The sequence below is a fragment of the Candidatus Fokinia cryptica genome, from assembly GCF_034359305.1.
GTDB lineage: Bacteria > Pseudomonadota > Alphaproteobacteria > Rickettsiales > Midichloriaceae > Fokinia > Fokinia crypta.
The window spans coordinates 486417-512164 of the sequence record NZ_CP110343.1; the positions used below are offsets into that span (position 1 = coordinate 486417).

General features: G+C 32.8%; 23 protein-coding genes and 1 tRNA gene. 14 read left to right on the forward strand and 10 right to left on the reverse strand.

Annotated elements, in window-relative coordinates; all coding sequences use genetic code 11:
* Positions 1-339: 339 nt before the first annotated feature.
* Both Fokcrypt_RS02260 and rpsE read right to left on the reverse strand, forming a co-directional pair.
* Positions 340-768: a hypothetical protein gene (locus tag Fokcrypt_RS02260; RefSeq protein WP_323721920.1), complete on the reverse strand. Its 429-nt coding sequence runs from the start codon at positions 766-768 to the stop codon at positions 340-342.
* 29 nt (positions 769-797) lie between these two features.
* Positions 798-1385: a 30S ribosomal protein S5 gene (gene rpsE / locus Fokcrypt_RS02265; protein WP_323721921.1), complete on the reverse strand. Its 588-nt coding sequence runs from the start codon at positions 1383-1385 to the stop codon at positions 798-800.
* Between the two features lie 211 nt (positions 1386-1596).
* Here rpsE and proS point away from each other — a divergent pair, with 211 nt between their 5' ends.
* The 7 genes from proS to secA all read left to right on the forward strand — a co-directional run bounded on the left by proS (position 1597) and on the right by secA (position 9544).
* Positions 1597-3105 carry a proline--tRNA ligase gene (gene proS / locus Fokcrypt_RS02270; protein ID WP_323721922.1) on the forward strand — a complete coding sequence of 503 codons (1509 nt, stop codon included), beginning with the start codon at positions 1597-1599 and terminating at the stop codon, positions 3103-3105.
* A 159-nt stretch (positions 3106-3264) separates the two neighbouring features.
* Positions 3265-4530, forward strand: a complete 1266-nt coding sequence (locus Fokcrypt_RS02275) for a S41 family peptidase (RefSeq protein WP_323721923.1) — start codon at positions 3265-3267, stop codon at positions 4528-4530.
* Positions 4531-4532: 2 nt separating this feature from the next.
* Entirely contained in the window at positions 4533-5240 is a 708-nt protein-coding gene (locus Fokcrypt_RS02280) for a YebC/PmpR family DNA-binding transcriptional regulator (RefSeq protein WP_323721924.1), read from the forward strand.
* 69 nt (positions 5241-5309) lie between these two features.
* A tRNA-Ile gene (locus Fokcrypt_RS02285) sits at positions 5310-5386 on the forward strand.
* A 33-nt stretch (positions 5387-5419) separates the two neighbouring features.
* Positions 5420-6049, forward strand: a complete 630-nt coding sequence (locus tag Fokcrypt_RS02290; protein WP_323721925.1) for an alpha/beta hydrolase — start codon at positions 5420-5422, stop codon at positions 6047-6049.
* A complete protein-coding gene (gene ygfZ / locus Fokcrypt_RS02295; protein ID WP_323721926.1) occupies positions 6049-6924 on the forward strand; it encodes a CAF17-like 4Fe-4S cluster assembly/insertion protein YgfZ in 876 nt (291 codons plus the stop codon). Before Fokcrypt_RS02290 ends, ygfZ begins: the two co-directional genes overlap by 1 nt.
* Positions 6925-6988: 64 nt before the next feature.
* On the forward strand, positions 6989-9544 hold the full coding sequence (secA, locus tag Fokcrypt_RS02300; protein ID WP_323721927.1) for a preprotein translocase subunit SecA: 2556 nt from the start codon (positions 6989-6991) through the stop codon (positions 9542-9544).
* Between the two features lie 24 nt (positions 9545-9568).
* Here the strand turns inward: secA and Fokcrypt_RS02305 are convergent, their stop codons facing one another.
* The 6 genes from Fokcrypt_RS02305 to Fokcrypt_RS02330 form a co-directional block, all read right to left on the reverse strand.
* Positions 9569-11089, reverse strand: a complete 1521-nt coding sequence (locus Fokcrypt_RS02305) for a UDP-N-acetylmuramoyl-tripeptide--D-alanyl-D-alanine ligase (RefSeq protein WP_323721928.1) — start codon at positions 11087-11089, stop codon at positions 9569-9571.
* A gap of 524 nt (positions 11090-11613) precedes the next feature.
* A complete protein-coding gene (locus Fokcrypt_RS02310) occupies positions 11614-12090 on the reverse strand; it encodes a hypothetical protein (protein ID WP_323721929.1) in 477 nt (158 codons plus the stop codon).
* Positions 12091-12226: 136 nt separating this feature from the next.
* Positions 12227-12697 (reverse strand): hypothetical protein, encoded by a 471-nt coding sequence (locus tag Fokcrypt_RS02315; protein ID WP_323721930.1) that lies wholly within the window; start codon positions 12695-12697, stop codon positions 12227-12229.
* Between the two features lie 96 nt (positions 12698-12793).
* Positions 12794-13303 carry a hypothetical protein gene (locus tag Fokcrypt_RS02320; protein WP_323721931.1) on the reverse strand — a complete coding sequence of 170 codons (510 nt, stop codon included), beginning with the start codon at positions 13301-13303 and terminating at the stop codon, positions 12794-12796.
* 245 nt (positions 13304-13548) lie between these two features.
* Complete coding sequence (locus Fokcrypt_RS02325) at positions 13549-14031, reverse strand: hypothetical protein (RefSeq protein WP_323721932.1); 483 nt, start codon at positions 14029-14031, stop codon at positions 13549-13551.
* 131 nt (positions 14032-14162) lie between these two features.
* Complete coding sequence (locus tag Fokcrypt_RS02330) at positions 14163-14546, reverse strand: hypothetical protein (RefSeq protein ID WP_323721933.1); 384 nt, start codon at positions 14544-14546, stop codon at positions 14163-14165.
* Positions 14547-14733: 187 nt separating this feature from the next.
* On the opposite strand from Fokcrypt_RS02330, the gene rpsO reads away from it, so the two are divergent.
* The 7 genes from rpsO to Fokcrypt_RS02365 all read left to right on the forward strand — a co-directional run bounded on the left by rpsO (position 14734) and on the right by Fokcrypt_RS02365 (position 24449).
* A complete protein-coding gene (rpsO, locus tag Fokcrypt_RS02335) occupies positions 14734-14997 on the forward strand; it encodes a 30S ribosomal protein S15 (RefSeq protein WP_323721934.1) in 264 nt (87 codons plus the stop codon).
* Positions 14998-15069: 72 nt separating this feature from the next.
* On the forward strand, positions 15070-17418 hold the full coding sequence (locus tag Fokcrypt_RS02340) for a polyribonucleotide nucleotidyltransferase (protein ID WP_323721935.1): 2349 nt from the start codon (positions 15070-15072) through the stop codon (positions 17416-17418).
* Between the two features lie 249 nt (positions 17419-17667).
* Positions 17668-19848 (forward strand): penicillin-binding protein 1A, encoded by a 2181-nt coding sequence (locus Fokcrypt_RS02345; protein ID WP_323721936.1) that lies wholly within the window; start codon positions 17668-17670, stop codon positions 19846-19848.
* 35 nt (positions 19849-19883) lie between these two features.
* Positions 19884-20030: a hypothetical protein gene (locus Fokcrypt_RS02350; RefSeq protein WP_323721937.1), complete on the forward strand. Its 147-nt coding sequence runs from the start codon at positions 19884-19886 to the stop codon at positions 20028-20030.
* Positions 20020-20742: a glutathione S-transferase family protein gene (locus Fokcrypt_RS02355; protein ID WP_323721938.1), complete on the forward strand. Its 723-nt coding sequence runs from the start codon at positions 20020-20022 to the stop codon at positions 20740-20742. Before Fokcrypt_RS02350 ends, Fokcrypt_RS02355 begins: the two co-directional genes overlap by 11 nt.
* Positions 20743-20823: 81 nt before the next feature.
* Positions 20824-22602, forward strand: a complete 1779-nt coding sequence (gene dnaG / locus Fokcrypt_RS02360; RefSeq protein ID WP_323721939.1) for a DNA primase — start codon at positions 20824-20826, stop codon at positions 22600-22602.
* 26 nt (positions 22603-22628) lie between these two features.
* Positions 22629-24449: a sigma-70 family RNA polymerase sigma factor gene (locus Fokcrypt_RS02365; RefSeq protein WP_323721940.1), complete on the forward strand. Its 1821-nt coding sequence runs from the start codon at positions 22629-22631 to the stop codon at positions 24447-24449.
* A 435-nt stretch (positions 24450-24884) separates the two neighbouring features.
* Here the strand turns inward: Fokcrypt_RS02365 and rplL are convergent, their stop codons facing one another.
* Positions 24885-25268, reverse strand: a complete 384-nt coding sequence (gene rplL / locus Fokcrypt_RS02370; protein ID WP_323721941.1) for a 50S ribosomal protein L7/L12 — start codon at positions 25266-25268, stop codon at positions 24885-24887.
* Positions 25269-25379: 111 nt separating this feature from the next.
* On the reverse strand, positions 25380-25682 hold the full coding sequence (locus Fokcrypt_RS02375) for an HU family DNA-binding protein (protein ID WP_323721942.1): 303 nt from the start codon (positions 25680-25682) through the stop codon (positions 25380-25382).
* Between the last annotated feature and the right edge of the window lie 66 nt (positions 25683-25748).

The following is a 25748-nucleotide window of genomic DNA, read 5'->3' on the forward strand; positions in this document are numbered from 1 at the left end:
ATATCAATTATATTAAATTACAACTAAACTGTAAAGTCATAATTAATTTACATTTTATATTGTATCAAAAAAGTGTGATTCGATAAATATTCCTATAAATCTATTTATATATGCTTTAATTACTTTAATTTTAGAGGGAAAAATTCTAAAAAAAGATAATAACGCAAGAAGTCTTTAGTAGATTTTCTATAAATATGTGAGTTCTATTGAACGCATTTGGAATAGAAGATAAAATGTGATGGATACGTAAGATATCAAGAAGAAATATAATATGAATTTTTAACGAGCAACATCCTATCATACTTACTACTCTACAGCATAATAAAAAACTTCCTTCAGCTATATTTTTATGTGAGGATTACGGATATTTAGTTTTTTACGAGCGAACTCTTCTACTTCTGGTATGTCATCTAATACCCAACCATTCATGAGTAACCTTGTAATATGTTGCTTATTATATAGGAATGACATAATCAAATTGGAGAAATACCATAAAGAAATAAAAGAGAGAAATTTTCCAAAGTCATCTTTTATCAGAGCACATGGTGTAAAAAGTAATAATGAGCCGATAAATAAGCTAAATCGCTCTCCTCGAATTAGCGGCACAAGCCATGCAAAATAAAAGTACCTCCAACACCAACCAACTCTAGCAATCTCCAGAGCTCCGCTTTCCTCATGTCTGATATTTATAGGTTTTTGTCTAAAAAGGAAAATACCGAGCAACATAGGAATTGCTATAACGAAAAGAAATACTCTAGTATTACTCACAACAGATATAACAAAAATACTGTGTCAAACTATTCAGATGCCTTTGTGTCGGTTACTTCAGAAGCATTGTTATCATTTTCTTCTTGAGGGAGTTTGCCATAATCCGTTCTATTTCTAAAGATATAGGAAGCAGGTATTCCTCTTGCCATTGCAATCGCTCTTGGTGATCTGCTCTGCAACAGAGCTTTCTTTGCCGCTGACAATACGGTGAATGGATTAGTGCTACCTATGCATTTTGACACCACATCCTTCACTCCTAAAACTTCAAGAAAAGCACGCAAAGATGGGCCTGCTATCACGCCAGCACCATGTTGTGCTGGTCTCATTAACACCTTAGTAGCACCGCTTTTAGATTCTACGATATGATGCAATGTTCTACCATCTCTGAGATGAATTCTAACCATATTGCTACGTGCAGAATGAGCTGCCTTAGCTTTAGCATCGGAAACTTCATTAGCCTTTCCCAAACCAATTCCTACACTCCCTCTCCTATCTCCAACAACAACCAGTGCGCGAAAGGAAAAACGTCGTCCTCCCTTTACAACCTTTACAACTCTACTAACGGATACTACTTCTTCTTGCAAAGTATCATGTCTCTGAGATTTAGCTTGCTTCATTGTGCTAACCTATATGATTTTTTTACGTGTACTATGAGGTGGAGTATAAAGGAAAATACAATTTATTCAACAGGTAGTATGAAGTAACTATCGCTATTTTACTAACTAAGAAAAAAATTTTACGCATGGTAAAAAGAGATTTGCTTATATCGAATTGACAATCGTACATTTCCTATATACTGCTTTTGTAAGAAAAAGATTATAGAAGCGTATGTCATTATCAAGCAAAAATGCAATCAGTCCTACCAGAGCTGAAGATTATTCACAATGGTATCAAGAAGTCGTTAAAATGGCTGATTTAGCTGAAAATTCACCAGTAAGGGGATGTATGATTATAAAGCCATGGGGATATGCTATATGGGAAAATATACAAAAGGAACTCGATAAAAGGATAAAAGAAACTGGTCACCAAAATTTCTATTTTCCTATGTTTATTCCGCTAAGCTATATGGCTAGAGAAGCTGAGCATATAGATGGGTTTGCAAAGGAGTGTGCGATCGTTACACATCATAGATTGGAGGTAGATTCTCAAAATAAGTTAGTACCAAGTGGTGAGTTAGAAGAGCCATTAGTAGTGAGACCTACATCTGAAGTTGTAATAGGTGAAGCTTTTGCAAGATGGATTAATTCATATAGAGATTTACCAATACTTGGTAATCAGTGGGCTAATATAGTCAGATGGGAAATGCGTCCTCGGATATTTCTTCGAACGAGTGAATTTTTATGGCAAGAAGGACATACAGCACATGCCACTGCTGTAGAGGCAATGGAGGAAACGAGTAAAATGTTAGATGTTTATAAAGTATTTGTTGAAGAATTTTTAGCAATGTCAGTAATAGTCGGAGAGAAGACGGAAGGAGAAAAATTTCCCGGCGCCGAGAATACGTATTGTATAGAAGCAATGATGCAAGATAAAAAAGCACTACAAGCAGGTACATCTCATTTTCTGGGACAGACTTTTTCGAAGGCATTCAAAATTAAATTTTTATCATCCTCCGGAAGAGAAGAATTCGCTTGGACAACTTCTTGGGGTGTATCCACAAGGCTAATCGGTGGTCTTATAATGTCGCATAGTGACGATGATGGTTTAGTGTTGCCTCCTAAAATAGCCCCACTTCACATAGTTATCATTCCAATCGTTCATAATGAGGAACATAGAAGTAATATTATGCAATATTGTGAATCTGTTATGCTTGAGTTAAAAGAAACTAAATTCTGTAACGAATCAATTAAAATACTCATTGATACTTCAGTGAAAAGTACTGGTAATAAGATTTGGAGTTGGATAAAGAAAGGCGTACCAATCAGGTTAGAAATTGGAGAAAAAGAGCTCATAAATCAAAGTCTATGTGTTGGAAAGAGAGATAATTCCCCTTCTCACAAAATAATTTTTAATAAGGCAGAATTTTTAGAAAAGGTCATTAATATTTTGTCAGAAATGCAGAATAGCATGTTATGTAAAACTCGAGAGTTTACCGATCAAAACACGATCTTTGTAAATTCAAAAAGTGAATTTTTAGAGATGCTTGATAACGAAAAAAATGATGTTGGTTTTATCAAAGCCTTTTGGAAAGAGGATAAAGATACGGAAAAAATGCTAAAGGAAAAGTATCATATTACCCCGCGCTGCATGCCATTAGAGGAAAAAGTTAAAAAAGGAAGATGTATTTTTAGTGGTGTAGAAGATGGAATGTTAACGCTCTTTGGTAGAGCGTATTGATTCGCATAATAATTTATGAAATATTGTTCTTGTTCATGTATGGAAAATACCAAGTCGTACTATGTACTTGAAAGTGTAGCAATATGTTCATATACGTGAGATGATGTGAATTCATTTTTTTACAAAATATCAGTGGTAGAATTTTGTCGGATTTTGCTTATGTCTAGTATATTATTATCAAAAACAGCATTTTCTGCAGAAGTAGGAGAATCTGGTTTGATTGGAGTAATAAGAACAATAGAGAGCAATTACATAACGACGCTTCCAAGAGAGAAAATTATCGAAGCTGCGGTTAATGGAATTTTTAAATCTTTAGACTGTGATTCCAAGTTTATATCAAACTCTGAATTAAAGATCTTTAGAGATAAATTGAGTTCTTCTGTTATAGGACTTGGTATAGTATACTCCTTTGATAAAGAAGATTTAGGAAGAGTAAAATACGTAATGCATAATAGCCCTGCATACAGAGCTGGTATACAAAGAAATGATATAATTTTACAAATTGACAATCATAAATTAGAGACTCTTTCCATACCTATGATAAGGGAAAAAATGAGTTCTGAGAGGAAGGTAGTACTTCGTATCTTAAGGGGAAGTAATACTAGAGAATTAGCACTACAAAGTGCAGAAATTAAGAGGGAGCAGTTTTACATTAGGAAAATAGCTAATAGATCTCAAATTCTATACATAAAGATATATACATTTGCTCATTCATTATCTACACAACTGAAAAGTGAAATAGAAAAAGCTCTTCGAGATAATACAATTAAAGGTATAATCTTAGATCTTAGATATAATAATGGCGGTTTATTAAATGAAGGTATAAATACGGTTAATCTATTCCTCAATAAAAATCTGCCAATTATTAAAATATCAGAAGGAGATGGCATGATAAATACTATATACTCTAGTAACTTTGACGATATTATAGGAGGACGGCCTATGATAGTGTTAATGAATAGACTTTCTGCTTCATCATCAGAAGTTGTAATTGCAGGATTAAAGCATAATAAAAGAGCTATACTTATAGGTTCTAGAACTTTTGGTAAGGGTTCGATACAAGAACTTTTTCCAATTCAAGATTTTGGGATTACCCTTACAATTTCGACATTTTTATCGCCTTCCGGCACGTCTATAAATGGAGTTGGTATTGCCCCAGATATTGAAATTCCATTTGAAATCGATACTTCAGATGTTTTGTACAATAAGATAAAAAATGATAAAATGAACCAATCTACTTCATTCAATAATACATCATTTCTTTTAAGTTTGGATAATAGTAAAGTAGATGATGCAGGTGAGCAAGATAGTAGCATAGAATTGGATTGTGCTTTAGATGCGATGTTAAGCGGCGCTAATACCGATCCTACTATCGTGAAATCTATATCAATAATGCAGGAAATGATTGATAAAATTACACATTAAAGATGGCTGGGCATTCTAAATTCAAAAATATAATGCATAGAAAAAGTGCACAGGATAGGAAAAAAGCTCGTACATTTACCAAAATTGTAAAACTAATAAAAGGTGCCCTCACCTTTGGTAGTGATCCATCATCAAATCCTAGATTAAAAACTGCTCTTGCCTTAGGAAAAGAAGAAAATATACCAAAGGATGTAATATTAAATGCTATAGAAAGTAAGGAAGGAGCATCAGATAATGAAGAAGAAGTAAGATATGAAGGATATGGACCATATGGTGTACCAGTAATTATTGAAACTATTACGGATAATAGAAATAGAACTGCAGGAGAGATAAGAGCAGTTTTTAGTAAATTTGGAGGTAACTTAGGAGAGCTTGGAAGTGTTTCTCATATGTTTAATAGAGTTGGGGTATTACTATATAATAAATCAACATCGTACGATACTTTTATTGAAAGAGCTCTCGTTCCTCATGTAATAGATTGTGTGGAATTAGAGTCATTTTACGAATTAACTACTGAATGGGATGCGTTACACGATATTATAGAAGTGTTACTTAATACTTTTGGTACCCCTAAGGAGTGGGAGATAGAATGGCGTCCAACTTTTATAGTAAAATTGGAGAGCGATAATATGGATGTTATAAGGAAAATGCTGGACGCTCTCTACAATTTAGACGACGTAGAAAAGGTGTTTCAAAACGTAGGTATATAACTTACGTTGGATTGTTTAGCTATAGTACTTGAAATTTCTAGGTATTCGTATAGGTTATCTTATTGCATAGGGCTTATAGCTCAGGTGGTTAGAGCGCACGCCTGATAAGCGTGAGGTCAGAGGTTCAACTCCTCTTAAGCCCACCATACTCTTTATTTAACCTGTATGGATTGGTGTTTATGCGAAGATATCTTCTCTTTTCATTCCATGGATACGGTTCTAATGGTTCTAATATGAGAAATATGGCACTTTCTTTTATAGAAGGACTTAGTAACGTCGATATAATTTCTCCAGATGGAATTGAGCCGTTCGAGGATATGCCTTGGCACGAAGGTGCTCGTATGTGGTTTTCATTACGAAATAACACTCGATATATAATGCAGGAACTTGCTTGTGCAGCGGCTTCTAAGTTTTTACCTCGTATACTAGAAAAAGCAAAAGAATACGACGTGCTAGAGGAGAATATTATCCTTAGTGGATTTTCACAAGGGGCAATGTTAGCATGGGAATTAGCTAAAATTTTACCAAGGGTACCGAGGGCAATTATAGGACTATCTGGACTCATCTTAACTCCTGCATTAACAATAAATCCATCTAGGGCTGATGATTTGAACAAAAAAACATCAATTCTTTTTTGTCATGGAGATCTCGACAACGTAATACCAATCCAAGATATGAAAATATCGCTGAGTGCATTAAAAGGAAGGTGTATAAACTATGAACTTTTTATAGACAGAGGAGCAATGCATGTTATTACCGATAATATGGTGCGGAAAATTCGGTATTTTTTACGAAAGATTATTTTATAATGATAGCTAAAGAAGTACTTTTAGTAGATGAAAGGAGAACAGTATTGTCAGTATGTGGCCTAGATGCTTCTACTTTCCTTCAAAATATGCTAACTAACGACGTACACGAAGCTTCTTGTGGTAAAGCTGTATATGCTTTCCTATTATCCCCACGTGGAAAAATATTATACGATTTTTTTCTTTATAAAGATTCTGATGAGTGTTTTACGCTTGATGTTTCGAGTAAATTCTTAGAAAAACTTTTGTTAGACATGAAGAAATATGTTTTAAGGAGTAATGTAGATATAAAGCATGAAAAAGCATTTGTTATTTTAAGTAATGAGCCTTTTAATTTGAATGATTATTGCAATTGTATCGGAAAGAATAAAATATTTAATAAATGTCGTATTTCACACTATTCTAAAGATCCAAGAGGCACACAATTATGGTTTAGAGGTATCATGTCTACGAATATAGAAGTTGCTTCGTCGCAACATGAAAAAGTATTTGATTCATATTTCATGAATTATAGCCGAATTCTGTTTCAGAATCGTATCCCTTCTTTTGGTAACGGTTTTTATTCAGATGAATTTTACCCTCATGAGATGGGCTTCTCTGATATTGGAGTTTCTTACACCAAAGGATGCTTTATAGGACAAGAAATTACAACGAGAGTTAAGTTTTTAGGAAACTCCAAGAAAAAGATTGTACTACTTAACATTCCTTCTTATACTTCTTCCTTTGATTATTCTGGTAACACAGAAAGGTTATCCGTGTACTACAAGGATAAATTAGTTGGTACTATATTGGAAGAGCATAAGGATGGTTTAATGTGCTTAATGTATGATGAAGAGCGGTATGATAATACCGAACTTAAGATATGTAAGTTATTGTAAAATTCTAACATGTGTGAGATGCTACCTTCATGTGATGTTTGTGCATATTATTATATTTTTTAGCATGTTTCTGAAATTTCTAAAACGTTTTTTCTTGGGAAATGGCGATAAAAAGTATATTAATAATGCTTATGAGGTAGTAAGGCAGATTAATGCATTAGAAGAGACATTTCAAAAAATGGCGGATGCTGAAATATCCTCATACATACCTCTAATAAAACAGAAGATTAGCAATGGTTGTGTTTTAAACGAGGTGCTTCCGGAGACGTTCGCTCTTGTGAGGGAAGCTAGTATACGCAGTATAGGAAAAAGACATTTTGATGTTCAGCTCATCGGAGGGATAATTTTGCATGATGGGGATATAGCAGAAATGCCTACTGGAGAAGGTAAAACGTTGGTTGCTACTCTTTCTGCTGTATTAAATGCACTACTAGAGAAAGGTGTACATATAATTACTACAAATTCTTACTTAGCAGGTAGAGATTCAGAGTTAATGGGGAGAATTTATAATTTCTTGGGATTATCAGTATCATGTATACTAAGTTCTATGAGTAATACTGAAAAAAGAGCTGCGTATAGAAGCGATATAATTTATGGTACCAATAGTGAATTTGGATTTGATCATTTACGAGATCACCTGCATTACAAATTGATAGATATGGTACAAGAGCAACATTACTATGCTATTATTGACGAGGCGGATAGTATATTGATAGACGAAGGACGTACTCCCTTAATAATTTCGGGCGCAAGCTCAACCGATACGTCAATTTATTCTAAAATAAATGATATTGTTTCTACTTTTACTGCGATAAGTTACGAAATAGATCACAAAAATAAATCTGTATTGCTAACAGATGACGGAGCAGAAAATGTCGAAAATATAGTAATAAAGCATAAACTTATAGCTAAAGATAGTAAACTGTATGATGCAGAAAATTTACACATACTTCATTATATTGAACAAGCTTTAAAAGCTCATAAGCTCTTTAAGAAAGATGTGGATTACATTGTAAAAAATGGTACTGCAATGATTATCGACGAATTTACAGGACGTGTGTTGCAAGGACGTCGCTATTCAGATGGTTTGCATCAAGCAATAGAAGCGAAAGAAGGATTGCGTATACATCCTGAGAATGAAATTATTGCATCAATTACATTGCAAAATTATTTTAGGATGTATGATAAAATTGCTGGAATGACCGGTACAGCTAAAACGGAAGAACGAGAATTACAGGAAATATATTCTCTTAACGTACGTAAGGTACCGCCAAATAAACCACTTATTAGAGTAGATGAAGAAGATGTAGTTTTTAGAACGGAAAAAGAGAAAAATAAAGCAATTGTTAATGAAATTGTGAAAGCTCATTTAAAGGGGCAACCAGTATTGATAGGGACAGTAAGTGTAGAGAGATCAGAACTGATATCTCATTTACTTGAGAAAGAACGTGTGCCACATAAAGTGCTAAATGCAAAACATGATGCACAGGAGGCGGAAATTATTAGTGATGCTGGTAGGCTGAAGGCAGTTACAGTTGCAACTAATATGGCTGGTAGAGGTACAGATATAGAGCTTGGTGGTAAAGCTCCGTTAATGGTAGAGGAATTTGATAAACATAATGAAGATGCAAATAAAGTAAAAGAATTAGGTGGTTTACTTGTGATAGGAACGGAAAGACATGAATCTAGGAGGATAGATCAGCAACTTAGAGGTAGAGCTGGAAGGCAAGGTGATCCAGGACGTAGTATATTCTTTTTATCGTTAGAGGATGATTTGATGAAGCTTTTTGGTTCCGCTAAATTATCTGTGTTTTTGCAGAAATTAGGAATACGAGAGGATGAAGCAATTACTCATCCTTGGATTACAAAAGCTATACAAAGAGCTCAGCAAAAAGTAGAAATGCGTAATTTCGAACTTAGGAAAAACTTGATACAGTATGATGATGTCATTAATAAGCAAAGGAAAATAATATATGCAAAACGATTAGAGTATCTTACTAGAGGAGATTTCCTAAATGATGATATTAACTCTACCATTACATCATTTTTTCAAAAGCTTGTGGAGCAGTCATATAATGAAAGTTATGATGAATTTGACGTAGAGAAAATTCAAAACATAGTAGATGAGTTAATAGGTGGAGGATATCAGATACTAGTGCAAGATAATCAGCATTTTAAAAGTTATTCCAAAAAAATTACTGAAGGATTAGTGGATTTTGTAAGCGATATTATAGTAAAATTACGTGAAGAAAATGATGATTTTCTAACTGCTATACAAAATACATTACTAAGTATCCTCGACACTTTCTGGAGAGAACATTTGAAGTTTTTAGAATACTTAAGAGTTGGTATTAGTTTACGTTCATATGGTCAGAAAAATCCATTACACGAGTATAATATTGAAGCATTTAATGCATTTCAAAAAATGAAGAATGATGCTAACTATGTTATGGCAGAAAAAATATTTATGATTATCAAACACTATAGAAACAAGAACTCTGAAGTAGAAGAAAAACTTATAACAGAAGAGCTAAATGAAAAAAGAACTGTTATAAGGCGTAATGCGGAGTGTCCATGTGGTAGCGGAAGACGTTATAAGCATTGTCATGGAAAGTATTGAAAGTATAGCATTTGTATAAATGTTCTATACTAATCGTTGTGCTGGATCTTTAATAAAGGCTTCTACAATTCTGTTTAAAGCCATATTTCTAGCTCCTTTCACAACTAGCACATCGTTTTCACGCAACGTATTATTTATCTCATTTAGTAGTTCATTATAAGTACTAAAGATTTGAATTTTTTGTTTGCTCTCAACTATTTCGGATAGTGCTTTTTCCATATTTTCACCTATTAAAAATACTAATTCCAAGTTACTATTTGCAACATATGTTAATGCTCTTGTATGCTCTTCCTCAGCTAATGTACCGAGTTCTGCCATATCTCCTAGTACTGCAATTGCCCTACTATTCATTGCTTCTGCAAATACAATAGCCCTATCAATTGCCGCCATAATAGCATTTGGTGGATTATTATAGGACTCGTCTAGTAATAAAAAGCGTCCTGTCTTAATTTTACAAAAAGTTGCTGCACCACGTCCTTGTAATGCTTTAAATCCAGATAATATATGATTATATCTCAATAATATGTTTTCGTAATCTACAGTTAGCATTCGGCATATACAAGAAATTGCACAGATTGAAGCGATACTATTCTCTACGATGTGTGCACCTATATCACCTATTTTATATTTCATTGTTCTACCACATATAACAGCTTCTACATCCGTAGAGAAGTCATCTTCTACTAAATGGGAAGTGAAATTTCTAAGTTTGTACTCTGTACTAGCACTACCGTAAAGTACTATTTCCCTTTTACATTTTTTCAAAGATTTATAGATTTTTTCAAAGGAATTCATATTAGTATTTAGTATGCATAAGCTATCTTTATGCTTAAAAATCTCACATTTTGCTTGGCAAATATCCTGAACAGTATTAAAAGACTGAAAATGAGCATTACTTATAGAAACCAACATTGCTATGTGTGGTTTTGCAAGTGTTACCATTTTTCGTATTTCACCTCTAGAACTCATACCCAATTCTAGTACTAAACAGTCCAAATTTTCATTTGCATTACAAAGAGTCTGCATTAGGCTTATCATTGTGTTCTTATTTCCTTCATTTGCGACAGCATAAGTATGATTTTGATCGTATATTCTTACGAAGAGCCTATTTAAAGAGTTCACTATCATTTCTTTTATAGTAGTTTTACCGTAACTACCTGTAATACATATCACTATTCCATCAATAATATTTCGCTTATATTGGGCGATAGAATAGAACGCTCTCATCGTATCTTTGGTAAGTATTACGAATGCGGAATGTTCCCCTAAAGAATCATACGAAGCAATTGGCTTTTTAGTGTTTATTAATACAACTTTTGCACCATTTCGGATAGCATCGCATGCGAAATTAGAGCCATTATGCCTACTTCCATATAATCCAATAAATATAGTATCTCTTCTTATATCATTGCTAGAAAATGAAAAAAAAGATAATGGTATATCTTCCGATTCATATTTGAAAACCCCTTCTTTCGATACTTTAAATACTTCGTGTGTAATAGACTCTCGACTAAGTATAAGTAAAACAGTTTTTAGCGAAAGCATTTTTGGTACAGTCAATTCTTAATAACGTGAATTCTATAATCATACTGTTTTCATTGCAATCACATATAATTAATTGCGAATTTTAATTTATCCATACAAGTAATGAATAAATTATCATTAATATTTTTTAGAATTTTCATGTTAACTATCTTATGGAATAAAGAATTACTTAAAGTATTCTCCCCATAAATCTCAAAATTATCACATCTCACACATTCAAAAATCTTATAGAGATTTGAAAATTTCATAATGCAAGTATGATTCTCAATACCGTACTTCACGTAAAAGGAAATCAGATAATGCAGATATTACTGCATAAATACGATTATTAATAAAAAATGTTTCTCAGGTGAAGCTGAATTTAATATGAAAATTCTTTTTAAGATGAGCTGGTAACAAACACCCCACTCGATACTTCTACTCTTACACATAAGAGTAGAAATATTTTCTATTTATTATAGCGTTGAAAGTGAAGTTACAAGGCAATACTAGCTTTCAATTCTCATTCTATAAATTTGATGATATCAAAGATCTGATAAATCATTATCTGAATCGCGAGTTTCATCTCCAGTAATAGTATACTGAGTTTGCTCTAAGCTAGGTGCTTGTTGGTTATGCTGCAAGTTAGACGAGTTGTTAGGAGCAACACATTCTTGATTCTGCAATATCATCTGCGCCTCTTCCATAAAAATAGGCCTTGTTATTGATTGTGCTATAAAACTTATACGCCCATTATTACTAAAATGTTCAGGCAGAGTATCTAGTTTTCCTTCAAGAGTAAAGCATAATCCTGCAATACTGTATGCTGCGCGCGAATGTACTAGCTCAGGAAATTTTTTAGCCAACTCTTCTTGAGAGACTTCTCCGTTTCTATGAAAGATAAATTCCAAAAATGGAACTGAGTATAATGATATATGGTTGCAATATTTTTGAATGTCTCTACGTATTACATTAACATCAACATAAGCGCTATTGTAATTAGTATTGTTTTTATTTATCATTGAATTATAAAATAAGTAGTTATTAAAGAATAATATGAGACAAGGTAACGATATTCTTTCTATTTATTATAGCGTTGAAAGTGAAGTTACAAGGCAATACTAAACTTCCAATTCTCATTCTATAAATTTGATGATATCAAAGATCTGATAAATCATTATCTGAATCGCGAGTTTCATCTCCAGTAATAGTATACTGAGTTTGCTCTAAGCTAGGTGCTTGTTGGTTATGCTGCAAGTTAGACGAGTTGTTAGGAGCAATACATTCTTGATTCTGCAATATCATCTGCGCCTCTTCCATAAAAATAGGCCTCGCTATTGAACTGAGTGTTGAAACTACACGCTCGTTCTGCTGAAGAAAATCCGTAAGGTAGTATGGTCTTCCATTAAGAGTAAGCCATAATTCATTAACGTTAGTTAACAGTACAGGTGACTCTCTTAGTTCGTGGAAACTTTCACATTCTTTCTGAGAAGGTACTTCATTTTTATGAGCTTTACTAAGAATAAACTCCAAAATGCGAGGTGAACGTGCTAAAATCTTTTGGCAACATTCATGAATATTTTCACGCATCATATCACGATCAAATATACTATTGTTTTTATTTATCATTATTTTTAAGTAAATAGATATACTTATCTAATAAGTACACAGAACAAAATAACAATTTGCAATAAAAATTAAGTTCATTCTATAAACTTAATGATATCAAAGATCTGATAAATCATTATCTGAATCATGAGTTTCATCTCCAGCGATAGTATACTGGCTTTGCTCTAAGCTAGGTGCTTGTTGTTGGTTATGTTGTAGATTAGACGAGTTGTTAGGAGCGGCACATTCTTGACTCTGCAACATCATCTGTGCTTCTTCTATGAAAATAGGCCTCGCTATTGAAGACATCACCGCATTTACCCTTTCATCATTCTGTAAAATTCTGGGGATGAAATATGATTGCCCTTCAAGAATGAGAATATGTAAGTCGTAAACACCGCATGCTAGTTTAGGTGAGTCCATTATCAGTGGATAATTTTGTATCAATTCTTCCCAAGAGACTTCTCCATTTTTTCGCAAGATAAATTGTAAGATTTCAGGTGAATAAAGTAGTATTTCATCGCAAAATTTGTGAATGTATTTACGTATCAGGTCGCGATCGAGAAGATCTTTAATATCTCCGAGGAGAAAGTCTTCAGTATTTTCAAGATTAGTTCTGTTTATCATTGTATATAAATAAATATTGATATTTAATAAGTATATGCGATTAAAACCAATTAAGCGATTCTCAACTAGGGTAAGATAAAAAGAAATTTAGAATGAGAATCGCTTTTGAGAAAGCTAGTATCAAGTGTGTTCACATTTGAAGAATTGGCCAAGAGTTTTTTATAATCTCAAAGCCAATTATAATCCAAAGTATAAACACACTAACTGACAATCTTATCAATTCTCATTCTATAAGTTTGACGATGTCAAAGATCTGATAAATCATTATCTGAGTCATGGGTTTCATCTTCAGTAATAGTATGTTCTAAGCTAGGTGCTGCAGCTTGCTGGCTTTGCTGTAGGTTAGATGAGTTGTTGTTAGGAGTAACGTATCCTTGACTTTGTAGCATCATCTGTACCTCTTCCATGAAGATAGGTCTTGCTATTGAAGATACCATAGAATTGACTATCTCATCACCTAGCCAAATCTGAGGGAGAAAACTCGCTCGCCCTTTTACGATGAGACAATATAAGTATTCAATACCATCCTTTACTTCAGGAAATTGCAGTATCTGTGGATAATTTTGTACCAATTCATTCAGAGAAAATATTCCCTTTTTCTGAAAGATAAATTCTAAGACTTCAGGCGAATAGAATAGTATCTCATCGCAAAATTCGTGAACGCATTTGCGTATTACGTTGTGATCAAGGAAGCCTTTAGTACTTGAGGGGTTAGTTTTGTTTATCATTATAAATAAAATATAAATATATTAAATGATTATATGTAATAGAGAATTATTAAGCTAATTCGATATCCCCACATTTGTCATGCAATCACATTAAAGTGGAGTAGAACAAAACCGTAATCTAAGATTTTCGCCTATCTATTTCTGCGGTTATTTTGTCGCAACATTAAAAGTGTTACCCAAAAACTTCCTCTATTTTTATGAGTAAGCTTATTCATATACATTCTTGAGATACTGCGTTCCATTATAAACTTTGTCCAAAAGCCATGAGGTTTTACAATTCCTACGATCCTTTTTGTACTATCGAAATCGTCATCATATGCGATTTTTTCGTTTTTTACCTTTTGAAGTGTATTTAATTTCTTTCTCTCTACTTTTGTCAAATCACCCTCTTCACATATTTCTGCTGATTCTATTTCATATTTGGAATTTTTTTTAACAGCAGATATAATAAAAATGCGAAGCAGCGTAAATGTCACAACTATAAAGATAGCTAATAATGCCCATGTATTGAACAAATTTCAAAATGCATCTCCATTTACTAAATTATAAAATGTCTTTTTAAAAGAAGCAAATTACTTAAAATTTAAGTATTATGATAATTCATCCAACCACCTTAATGATATAAAGTAGAATTTTAGTAGACTTATAGATCTTAGTATATTACACTCCCTGCTGTAAGGTGTTTGTTTATGAGATAAGCAGATGGATACTCAGAAAAAAAGAGAGATAGTTCAGCAATACCGTGTAAGTGAGAACGATACAGGTTCTCCTGAGGTACAGTGTGCCCTATTTACCGCTAAAATACAGAGTATCATTCAGCACTTACACACGGCCAAAAAAGACTTTAGCAGTCGTAGAGGTCTTGTGATGTTGGTTAATTCACGTAGGAGGTTATTGCAATACTTGAAGAAGAAGTCTTCCACTCGTTATAGCGAACTGATTAAGAAATTAGGTATACGTAAGTGATTTTTTATCAAGTGCTACTCAGAAGCTGTAAAGTATAGTGCAACACCAAGAATAAACTGAGAAAAATATTAGATGTTATCAGATACTTCAAAAATTCCTTTTGTATTGCGTAGCGATTACGTTCAACTTGAAACAGGCGCTCTAGCTACACAATCTGACGCCTCTGTAGTAGTAAAATACGGAGATACAACAGTGCTTTGCGTGGTAGTTTCCTCTCAATTAGAAAAAGATATGGGATTTTTACCGTTACAGGTAAATTACCATGAAAAGTTTTACGCCTCCGGCAAGATACCAGGTGGTTTCATAAAGCGTGAAACTAAGCTTAGCGAAAGAGAGATTTTAATTGCGCGTAGGCTAGATAGACAGATACGACCACTATTCGATTCGAGTTGTACTAAAACTGAAATTCAGATATCGTGTACAACACTTTCTTACGATCCTAAATTTGATCCTGAGATTGCTGCATCACTTGGTGTATCTGCTGCTTTATTGCTTTCTGATCTCCCATTTCGTGGTCCAGTTTGTATGGTGAAAGGAACTATATTTCAGAATATAAAATCAGAAATTATCACAGCATTTACTGACGCATCTGTAGTAATGATTGAAGGAAAATTTCCAGAATGTACTACTGATGAGTTTATATCGGCCTTGGAAACTATTAGGATTGAGTCAAATGTAGAGAAGCTTATTACTCTAGTAAAAGACTTTGTACAAGAATACAAAATCCGTGAAAAAAACAGTAAAAACCAAGACATCAATTCTGATATTGCTGAAATAAACTCAGTTTTTATGAATTCTCAACATGTAAATATACAAACAAAGTTAGAGAAACATAATATACTCTGTAATAACTTAATGAGGGCTAGTAACATCTCTAAGTACTTGGAACAAATATATCTACTACCAGATAAAAAGGCTCGTAAGAAAAATATCTCAATTTTAAGAAAATGTTTACTTCTTGAAATAACCAATTTGTACTCTAACCATCAAACTGAGAAATCTCTTTTTAAAAATATAGATAATATTACCAAAGCAGAATTTTATGAGCTTTGGGAAACTGGACTCCCAATAGAAGCTATTTCTCATTTTGTTGATAAGTATATAAGCGTAGAAAGTTCGAGTATTATGAGAAAAAATTTAAAGCACTCTCAAGTAAGGCTAGATGGTAGAAAGCCTGATGAAATAAGAATGCTTGAAGCATCTCACTCATATATTCCAACTGCCCATGGGTCTGCTTTATTCTCAAGAGGTGAAACCCAAGTACTTGCAGTTATTACACTAGGTGGTAAGCAAGATGAGCAAATCTCTGAAACGATGATAGGAAGTAGTAGAGAAAATTTTATGCTTCACTATAATTTTCCTAAATGGTCAGTTGGTGAGATATCAGCAAGTCCTTCTCTCAGTAGAAGAGAGATAGGACATGGAAATTTAGCGTTATCAGCAATTTCTGGAATTTTACCTAACGTAGAAAGTTTCGATTATACTATAAGAGTAGTTGCAGATGTGTTATCTTCTAATGGCTCGTCTTCAATGGCTACTGTATGTGCATCTTCTATTGCCTTAATGGATGCTGGTGTACCAATCTCAAAACATGTTGCTGGTGTTGCGGTTGGAGTAGTAAAGATAGATAATGAATTAATTGTGTTATCTGATATAAGTGGTGATGAAGATCAGTTAGGCGACATGGACTTGAAAATTACTGGAACTAGAGATGGATTTACTGCTATTCAAATGGATATAAAAATTCCTGGAGTACAATTTAGTGAATTAAAAACAGTACTCAATAAAGCTAAACTATCTTTGGATAGTATATTAAATTTTATGTATTCTATAATAAATATGCCATCAATTTCTTCCAATAGTCCTCAGACCATTACACTAAAAATTCCAAAAGAGAAAATTAGAAATGTTATAGGTCAAGGCGGCTCTACAATAAAACATATATGCGCTACTTCTGGTGCTAAAATAGATATTAGAGATACAGGTGAAACTAGAATTTTTGGGAGCGTGGAAGCAATAGAAAAAGCGCAACAAATGATAGCAGATATCACTAAAGATGTTGAAGTCGGTCAGGTGTATGATGGATTAATAATGAAAGTTGTAGATTTTGGATGTTTTGTAAAGTTACCTACTGGAGTAGAAGGACTATTACATGTAAGTGAAATTCCTAAAAATGATGCTAATCTTTTTGTTGAGGGCTATAGATTGAAAGTTAAAGTTATAAAAGCTGAAAATGGTAGAATCTCTTTAACAGCACATATTGAACATAGAACCACTCATTCTAAAAACGATAGCTTTAATGATGGTGAAGATAATGGTAGGCAAAGAACAAAGCTTAGGTATCGTAAGGAGAATTCATCTCAAGACACTTCTTGCGATGGAAGTGCTGATTCTAGTAATAAAAAATGGCGATTTACATAGAATTTTTTCCTAGTTAATTGCTAAATTTTCGCGAAATTAGTTTTATTAGGAGATAGCTCTTTATTTTTCATGTCTAATAATTTAAAGAACAGAAGAAAAATCGCTAATAAAAAGCGATTTTTCCATCTTTTAGTGCATTTATTGATTGATAAAGTTAGCAATATTTCTCTAAGCAGAATCATATGGCACCTCGTCTGTTTCTTTGTTTCGTTCTTAATCGTTGTAGTGGTGGTAAGTTCACTGCGATTTATGATAAATTTACCAAATTATGAAATTCTTGTTAACTACGAACCTTCGTCTATCACTAGAGTATATGATGTAGCGGGTAATATAATTGGAGAGCAATCTGCTGAATATAGAATACCTGTGTCTTTTGATGACATACCAAAAATTGTAATAGATGCGTTTTTAGCTGCAGAAGATAAAAGTTTCTTTGAACACAATGGTATAGATTTTACAGGCATAGTAAGAGCGTTAATACAAACTGTATTTAGACTTGGTAAAGGAAAAACGCCTGTTGGAGGTTCAACTATTACTCAACAAATTATTAAATCTATTCTTATTGGAAATGAACAAACAATTTCGAGGAAAGTAAAAGAAGCAATTTTAGCTTATAAAATAAGCAGTATTATCGATAAAGATGCTCTTATGGAGCTTTATTTAAATTATATTTTCTTAGGAAATAATTCATATGGTATAGTAGCTGCTGCACGTTCTTACTTTAATAAAAATTTATCTGAACTTTCATTACAAGAAGCTGCCTTGTTAGCTGCATTACCTAAGGCTCCTACAAAACTCAATCCGTTTCATAACCCTGAGTATGCATTAACTAGGAGAAATTGGGTCATTCAACGAATGTATCATGAAAATTTCATTACAAGGGATAAGGCTATAGAAGCTATAAATACTCCACTAACGTTGGCAACTCAAAATAAGAATAAAGCAATGGATTCGATATATTATTCAGAATATGGTAATCAAGTTCTAGAAGAAGCTAAAGCTATCTATGGTATAGATACAGTCAACGAATCTGGGTTGGTGATATACTCTAACATGGAGAAAGAGATTCAGCATGCATGTGTGAATGCACTTAATAAAGGAATAGAAAAGTACAGTGCTGAAAATGGAGAATTTCTCAGCGTTATAGATCATATCCCTAATTATGACAGTACATCACATAAGTCAGCAAAAATTGCCTTATTACGTAATTTGCAAACTAAATTTCTACATGAAAATGAAGTTACATATCACGATAATGTTATCTCAATCGGGGTAGTGGATAAAAAGACTGATACCTATTTATCAGTATTGGCTTTAGATTCTACTATTTTCACAATAGCTTATAATAAGCATAACAATCTTAAAAATACTTTATTCAACATCGGAGATGTACTACTGATCACAAAAAATCAAAAAAATGAGTACATTCCTTATCGAATACCTAAAGTAAATGGAGCAATTATAGTTCTTGAAAGATTTACCGGTAAAGTATTAGCTTTCTCTGGTGGATATAAGAATCCTTTGCTACAGCATGACTATTTTAATCGTGCATTTTTTGCAAAGAGACAACCTGGTTCTTTGATGAAAACTTTCATATACTTAAGTGCACTTAAGAAAAACTATACCCTCTCATCTATTCTTTCAGATGAGCCAATTTCACTTGATGCCGGTAATGGCGTAATATGGAGTCCTAAAAATTGGGATGATAAATTTATGGGAAACATCTCATTGATGGACGCATTTGCTCTATCAAGGAATACAGTAACAGTAAGATTACTGATGCAACTTGGATTACCTCAAGTTGTAGTACTTTGTAAACAATTTGGATTATATGATGACGATATAGATTATTCTCGTATCGGATATTCTTTTGCTCTTGGCACATTAGAGACAACTCTTCTTAAAATTACAAGTGCTTATAATACGATTGCAAGCCATGGACATAAGATAAATCCTCAACTTATAAATATAATATATGATAAAGCTGGAAACATAATACAACAAAATGAACATATTTCGATAAATGAATCATATGCTCAGAATATTAGAGATATGAATGAAAACACTAATAAAGATTATGAGACATTTTATGATATATCTTCTCAACAAATCATAGAAAAAAATATAGCTTTACAGGCACTTACCCTGCTTCAACACGCGACTAAAGAGAAATTTCAGAACACTAAGTTAAGTAATGCTGGAGGAAAAACCGGTACTACTAATGATAGTAAGGACGTGTTCTTTATTGGTTGTGGTGATAGGTATACAGTAGGTATATATATTGGCTTCGATACACCAAAAACATTAGGCAAAAATGCTTATGGTAGAAACATTGCATTACCAATTTTTGTCGATTTTATGGAAAAAGTACTACCAGATAATGTAGTATCGCTAGAACAGCAACCCTTTGTTTTGCATTTTATCCAGTAAAATTATATAATGTATGTACTTTTTGTACTATAGATATGAATAAAAATTCCTGTAAAAAAGAACGTCTAGCACAGCAATTGAAGCAAAATTTAGCGAGAAGAAAAGAAGTAATGCGTTCTAAAAAAAAATGTGGTGCTCAAAGTAGTGAGATAAAGCAAGATAATAATAAAAATGAAAACTGAGTCAGTAGAATGTATCGATAATAGTAAGATCGTTCAGCTACACTATTCTTCTATATGCCCACTTTCAAGGATGGTAAGAATTGCTCTACTAGAGCAAAAATATCAATTGCACCTAGTAGAGGAAAATTACGTACATGACAATCATGAAATACTTGCAATTAACCCACTTGGTACTTTGCCTTTTATGGTATTTCAAGATAATACAGTAATAAAGAATCTATGGGGTATAATAGATTATATAATAAATAAAAATGATATATTTGGGCATACTGTAATGCCGTCTTTTTTAAAAAATTTTGAGAGAGCTGAAATACTATTTAATGTTGAGTGGTTTTGTACAAAATTTTTTAATGATGTTACTCTTCCCATTATACAGCAAAAAATTGTGAACTTTACCACTAAACGTATTCCTCCCAATTCAACAAGTATAAGAAATGCTTTAAGAAATATGCATATACATATGGAATATTTGAAACTATCGCTAGCTGAAAGTAACTATATTGAAAGTAGTACACCTACAATTGCGGATTACAGTGCTGCAGCTCAAATATCTATTCTAGATTATACTGGAGATATTATGTGGAATACTATTAATAAAAGAATTAAGGGATGGTATTCATTGATAAAATCTCGACCAAGTTTTAGAACGGTGTTAAAAGACAGGATACTTTCTCTTTCCCCTCCTCCTCATTACGAGGATCCTGATTTTTGATTGAATAATCTGTATTTATAGAATAAATTTAATATAATAAACAATATTTTAATATAATAATTTTATTATCATCTATCTGCCATGAATATCGTAGATATACTCTCCTCAAAAATTAGAATTTCCGATCACATTGGACAATTTGTAAGACTAAAGGCAGTTGGAAATAATAGAAAAGTTGGTCTTTGTCCATTTCATAACGAAAAAACTCCATCATTTCATGTGAATGACGAAAAGATGTTTTTTCACTGTTTTGGTTGTGGTATAGGTGGAAATGTTGTGACATTTGCCAGTAAATATCATAAAGTGTCAAATGGCGAAGCGGTGAAAATGCTGGCGACGCAATATAAAATACAGCTTCCTACCATTAAGTCATCTGCAAGAATAGATAAGTTATACGATATCCATAACGTTATTACGGACTTTTATCATAAGAACTTACGCAAATCAAAAGAGGCAATAGAGTATCTTAAAAAACGTGGTATTAGTGATGAAGTAATTGAGCGATATAAGCTTGGTTATTCCTCAGGTAATGTAGAAGAGTTACTAGAAAAATTGAAAGCAGAGAACTTACTACAATATATAGATGACACAAAAATAATACGTTTGCATAATGGGAGGAAAGTCGAAATCTTTCATAAAAGGATAATTTTTCCAATTATGGATATAAATGGTCGTACCATAGGATGGGGGGGACGCTCGATACATGATACTCATCTTCCAAAGTATGTAAATTCATATGAGACCGAGCTTTTTAAAAAGAGTAATACGATGTATGGAATACATCATGCATTGCGAGCAATAAACACTAAGATATCACACAAAGCTTCAGATTTTGGATGCAGGATCATTGTTGTTGAAGGATATATGGATGTACTAAAACTAGCTAGTAAGGAAATTTATACAGGCGTTGCAGTACTAGGTACTGCAATAAACGTAGAACACGTAGTTAAAATATGTGATCTCGCGAAGAGTTATCCAGTTATCTGTATGGACAATGATAATGCAGGTAAAAGTGCTGCGCTCAGACTTGCATACTCTCTTATAAAAATTATATCGAAAACTGTTACTGCAGCTTTTTTCTCTACTACCTCTGAAAAAGATTTAGATGAATTTTTACATATTAAGACTTCCTCGGAATTATTAGCAGAGATTGATAAAAATAGTCTTTCTATATTAGATTTGGTTTTTGATGATATATGTGACACAACACAAGCTCCATCAAAACCAGAAAGATTTGCTATGATAGATAGCAAGATCGTCGAAATTTCTCAAAACATTCTTCAGCATGATTTTAAAAAAGATTGTCTCTATTATTTGAGAGGAAGACTATGGAATCTAAAAAAAGAAAATAAAAATGATAAAAAGCCTCTAGAAAGTATCACTACAAATAATAAAACTAAAAAGACTTTATTTTCTGAAGCAATAGTTATGGATTTACTAGCATTCTTATCTCATAATCTGCACTATCTTAAAAATGAAAAAGTATTATCTGTGCTAGAAGATTTACAAATAGGTGATAAAAAATTACAGAAAATTAGTGAAGCAATGAGAACTTACGGTGAACAGTACCGAAGCACGTATAATACTGATGAAATGAAAGAAGTAGAGGCTATTTTTATAGAGAAAAGAGAAATTTTACAAGAGCTTAATTTAGAAACTCTTCTTAGTTATTTTGAGCTAAATGAGTGGAAGCAGAAAAAAGAAGAATATGATAAAATCGACTTATCTCAATCAATCTCAGATACAGCACTTGGTACTATAGAAGATTTTGAAAAATATGCTTTTAAAGCTACTTTTAGCAAGGTAACGAGTTATTTTAAAAACATAGCGAAATTGAAAAAAAGAAATGATAAATTTTAATTACTAACCATCTATATGACGTTTTTATGCTAGGAAAAAATAAAAAGCTCTCCGCTACACAAGTTGTAAAGTCAAAAAATACCAAAGTAGGTGAGATGCAGCAAAAGTCAAAGAATGAAAAAAATTTAGATTTTGATGATAAATTAAAAGGGAAAATCAATAATATGGAAGAAGGTTATGAAGCTGAAGAAAGAGAAGAAGAAGAAATTCCTGTTAATATTACAAAAATCTATACCGATGAAAGAGGTAAGAACCAAGATCACGTACGATACTATCTAACTAAGATTGCTTCTACAGCACTTCTCACTAGAGAAGATGAAATGGAAATTGCAAAAAAGATTGAACTTGCTACTGCAGAATATAGAAAAGCTTTATTACGACATCCGCTATTTCTTAGGGCGCTTTTGCAAATGATAGAAGATATAAAAATAGGTAGTATACAAATTGCTAAAGTAGTTGATATAGAAAGTGTAGTAGCTCATCACTCTATGCAAGACGTAAAACCTCTATCTATGGAAGATGAGTTAGATAATGAAGATGTTATGGATTATCATCAAATGGGAGAAACTGATTCCCAAATCCATAGTGCAATATATCCTAAGATACTAGAACAGTTTGAGATGATGTACACTTTTGTAGATCAGGTTATCAATATGCAAAGACCTGTATTACAAATGTTTCTACAGGATAAAAAGATGAAACTTCTTAAAAATCCACAATATGAAAGCATGATTACAGAATTGTATAACATACTTTCAGAAGTGAAAATTACAGAAAGTACTATCAATAAAATGATGCGAAAAATACAAAATACTAAGGTAAAATTAGAAGAAGTTGAAAAATTGATAGCAGATTCTTTCTCTCGTTATGTAGACTCTCTATCTCGTACGGAAGTGATGCAGTTTTATGAAAAGAATATGACTGGGCAAACACTTTCCGTAATGCAAACTAAATTTAGTAATTTTATAAATTCGCTAGAAGTAGATAATGATACTAAGAATATTCTTAGAAGCGAGATATTAGAGTTAGCAATGGAAAAGATTACTATGATAGCAGAAGAATCATTTCTGGACATTTGGTCGTTTAAGAAAAGCATTGTAGAAATAGAAAAGCTTTCCTTAACAGTAATCACGACAAAGAAAAAAATGATGGAGGCGAATCTTCGTTTAGTGGTTTCGATATCTAAAAAGTACTTAAATAAAGGATTGAGTTTTTTAGATTTAGTGCAAGAAGGAAATATAGGTTTAATGAAAGCGGTAGATAAATATGAATATAAAAGAGGATATAAATTCTCTACGTATGCTACATGGTGGATTAGACAAGCAATTACTAGAGCTATTGCCGATCAAGCTCGTACAATAAGAATTCCGGTACATATGGCTGAAAGCATAAATAAAATAACCAGAGCAGCAAAAGAAATATCTCATCGTAACAATCGTGAAGCAACTTCCGAAGAAATAGCCGAACATACTGGAATTTCAGTAAAGAAAGTAAGAGAGATTATAAGAATTTCAAGAGATCCAGCAAGTTTAAATGCTCCTACTAATGATGAGCAAAACGAAACTGGAAACAATATAGAAGGAGAAGTTGGAGAAAGTCCTGGTACTATTGCTGCAAAAGATTGGTTAGAATACTACACTACTGTCATTCTGGTACTTAATCTTACAGCTAGAGAAGAAAGAGTTATTAGAGAACGTTTTATTATGGAAATGACATTAGAGGAAATTGGCTTAGTACTTGGTGTAACAAGAGAAAGAGTCCGTCAAATAGAAGGAAAAGCATTAAGAAAAATGCAAAAAACTGATAATATGAACATGTCTCGCCCTATAGGGAATGAAATAATATAGCTTCTAAAGATTTCTAAAATGACATCAAAGGTATAGTATGATTGTCATAGCATTTTATGAAGTTCAAACTATCTATCCCTACAGAGATACACTAAATATATAAGACAATGGTAAGGAAACGGAGACAACAGACAAATACGGACTTAAATTCTTAAATATCTACGGAGGCTAATGGTGTAAAAACTATACCAATCAAGTTAGTACTACAGGAACCTCAGTGCTTCATCTATTAGCAAATGCGAAGCAAGATAGGTAGGAAATAACAAAAAATAAGTACTTGATATACTTTTTTTCTAGCAAAAAAAAACTTAACAGTTAACAGAATTTCACAAAAGATACACCATGAATCAAAAAAACATTGGTATGTTTTTTTGATTTTTTCATGATGAATTTCTGAACTTACTTAAACAAACTTACTATCTCTAGATAGTTGAATTATTTTATTTCTACAGTACAACCTGCAGCTTTAAGTGTATTTGCAAATCCTTCAGCTTCTTGCTTAGTAACTTCACTTTTGAGAACTTTAGCTCCACCTGATGACAACTCATCAGCTATTGCTTTAGCAGCAACAAGCCCCTCAAGCGCGCCAACTTCTTTAATTGCTTTCATCGCATCCATTCTTTTATTAGGGTCTATTGCTGTAATGATGACGTCAAAAGCCGTTTTCTCTTGAGATTCTGCAGCAGGAGCAGCTACTTGGGCAATTGCTGCAACAGGAGCGGCTGCAGAAACTCCCCAAGCTTCTTCTAGCTCTTTCACCAAAGCTGCGATTTCAGCAACAGATAATTCCGAAAGAGTCTTTATTAAATCGTTTTTCATGACGTTACTATGGAAATTACAATTAAAAGTCGTGTACTAACGATAGTAACATACAACAGGTTTTGCTGAAAAGCTATCGAAAATTATACCAATCTCAGAAGAAATCACTGATTACTGTGAACTGTTAGATAGTTTAGAACTTTTAGTTAAATTTAACATTACTGCATGCTTTACGCTTTTTGCACTATGCATATTCAAATAATGTATCACGACGCTATCTTGTTCTTTTCCATACATTTGAATCATACCAAACCCTGGTATTGATACAATTGCGTATGACATCACAGCACCCATGATGTTACGACAAAAAGAATCCCATATTTTAGAAGCTTCATTTTGAGTTATATCATGTTCTTTCACAAGAGTTTCTATTATCCTCTGAGAATGCATAACGTTTTCTATTTCTACGTTCATATGGAAAAATTATACTCATTTGCATTATATACGGACTATATATACACTACTTAATATAAAATACCA

Bases quoted from the DNA above. Each gene is read 5' to 3' on its own strand.
- Fokcrypt_RS02320 (WP_323721931.1), bottom strand. From the start codon at position 13,303: ATGATAAACAGAACTAATCTTGAAAATACTGAAGACTTTCTCCTCGGA.
- ygfZ (WP_323721926.1), top strand. From the start codon at position 6,049: ATGATAGCTAAAGAAGTACTTTTAGTAGATGAAAGGAGAACAGTATTG.
- Fokcrypt_RS02280 (WP_323721924.1), top strand. From the start codon at position 4,533: ATGGCTGGGCATTCTAAATTCAAAAATATAATGCATAGAAAAAGTGCA.
- Fokcrypt_RS02305 (WP_323721928.1), bottom strand. From the start codon at position 11,089: ATGCTTTCGCTAAAAACTGTTTTACTTATACTTAGTCGAGAGTCTATT.
- Fokcrypt_RS02375 (WP_323721942.1), bottom strand. From the start codon at position 25,682: ATGAACGTAGAAATAGAAAACGTTATGCATTCTCAGAGGATAATAGAA.
- Fokcrypt_RS02325 (WP_323721932.1), bottom strand. From the start codon at position 14,031: ATGATAAACAAAACTAACCCCTCAAGTACTAAAGGCTTCCTTGATCAC.
- Fokcrypt_RS02350 (WP_323721937.1), top strand. From the start codon at position 19,884: ATGAATAAAAATTCCTGTAAAAAAGAACGTCTAGCACAGCAATTGAAG.
- Fokcrypt_RS02340 (WP_323721935.1), top strand. From the start codon at position 15,070: ATGTTATCAGATACTTCAAAAATTCCTTTTGTATTGCGTAGCGATTAC.
- secA (WP_323721927.1), top strand. From the start codon at position 6,989: ATGTTTCTGAAATTTCTAAAACGTTTTTTCTTGGGAAATGGCGATAAA.
- rplL (WP_323721941.1), bottom strand. From the start codon at position 25,268: ATGAAAAACGATTTAATAAAGACTCTTTCGGAATTATCTGTTGCTGAA.
- Fokcrypt_RS02310 (WP_323721929.1), bottom strand. From the start codon at position 12,090: ATGATAAATAAAAACAATACTAATTACAATAGCGCTTATGTTGATGTT.
- Fokcrypt_RS02290 (WP_323721925.1), top strand. From the start codon at position 5,420: ATGCGAAGATATCTTCTCTTTTCATTCCATGGATACGGTTCTAATGGT.
- rpsE (WP_323721921.1), bottom strand. From the start codon at position 1,385: ATGAAGCAAGCTAAATCTCAGAGACATGATACTTTGCAAGAAGAAGTA.
- Fokcrypt_RS02355 (WP_323721938.1), top strand. From the start codon at position 20,020: ATGAAAACTGAGTCAGTAGAATGTATCGATAATAGTAAGATCGTTCAG.
- rpsO (WP_323721934.1), top strand. From the start codon at position 14,734: ATGGATACTCAGAAAAAAAGAGAGATAGTTCAGCAATACCGTGTAAGT.
- Fokcrypt_RS02315 (WP_323721930.1), bottom strand. From the start codon at position 12,697: ATGATAAATAAAAACAATAGTATATTTGATCGTGATATGATGCGTGAA.
- proS (WP_323721922.1), top strand. From the start codon at position 1,597: ATGTCATTATCAAGCAAAAATGCAATCAGTCCTACCAGAGCTGAAGAT.
- dnaG (WP_323721939.1), top strand. From the start codon at position 20,824: ATGAATATCGTAGATATACTCTCCTCAAAAATTAGAATTTCCGATCAC.
- Fokcrypt_RS02365 (WP_323721940.1), top strand. From the start codon at position 22,629: ATGCTAGGAAAAAATAAAAAGCTCTCCGCTACACAAGTTGTAAAGTCA.
- Fokcrypt_RS02275 (WP_323721923.1), top strand. From the start codon at position 3,265: ATGTCTAGTATATTATTATCAAAAACAGCATTTTCTGCAGAAGTAGGA.
- Fokcrypt_RS02345 (WP_323721936.1), top strand. From the start codon at position 17,668: ATGATAAATTTACCAAATTATGAAATTCTTGTTAACTACGAACCTTCG.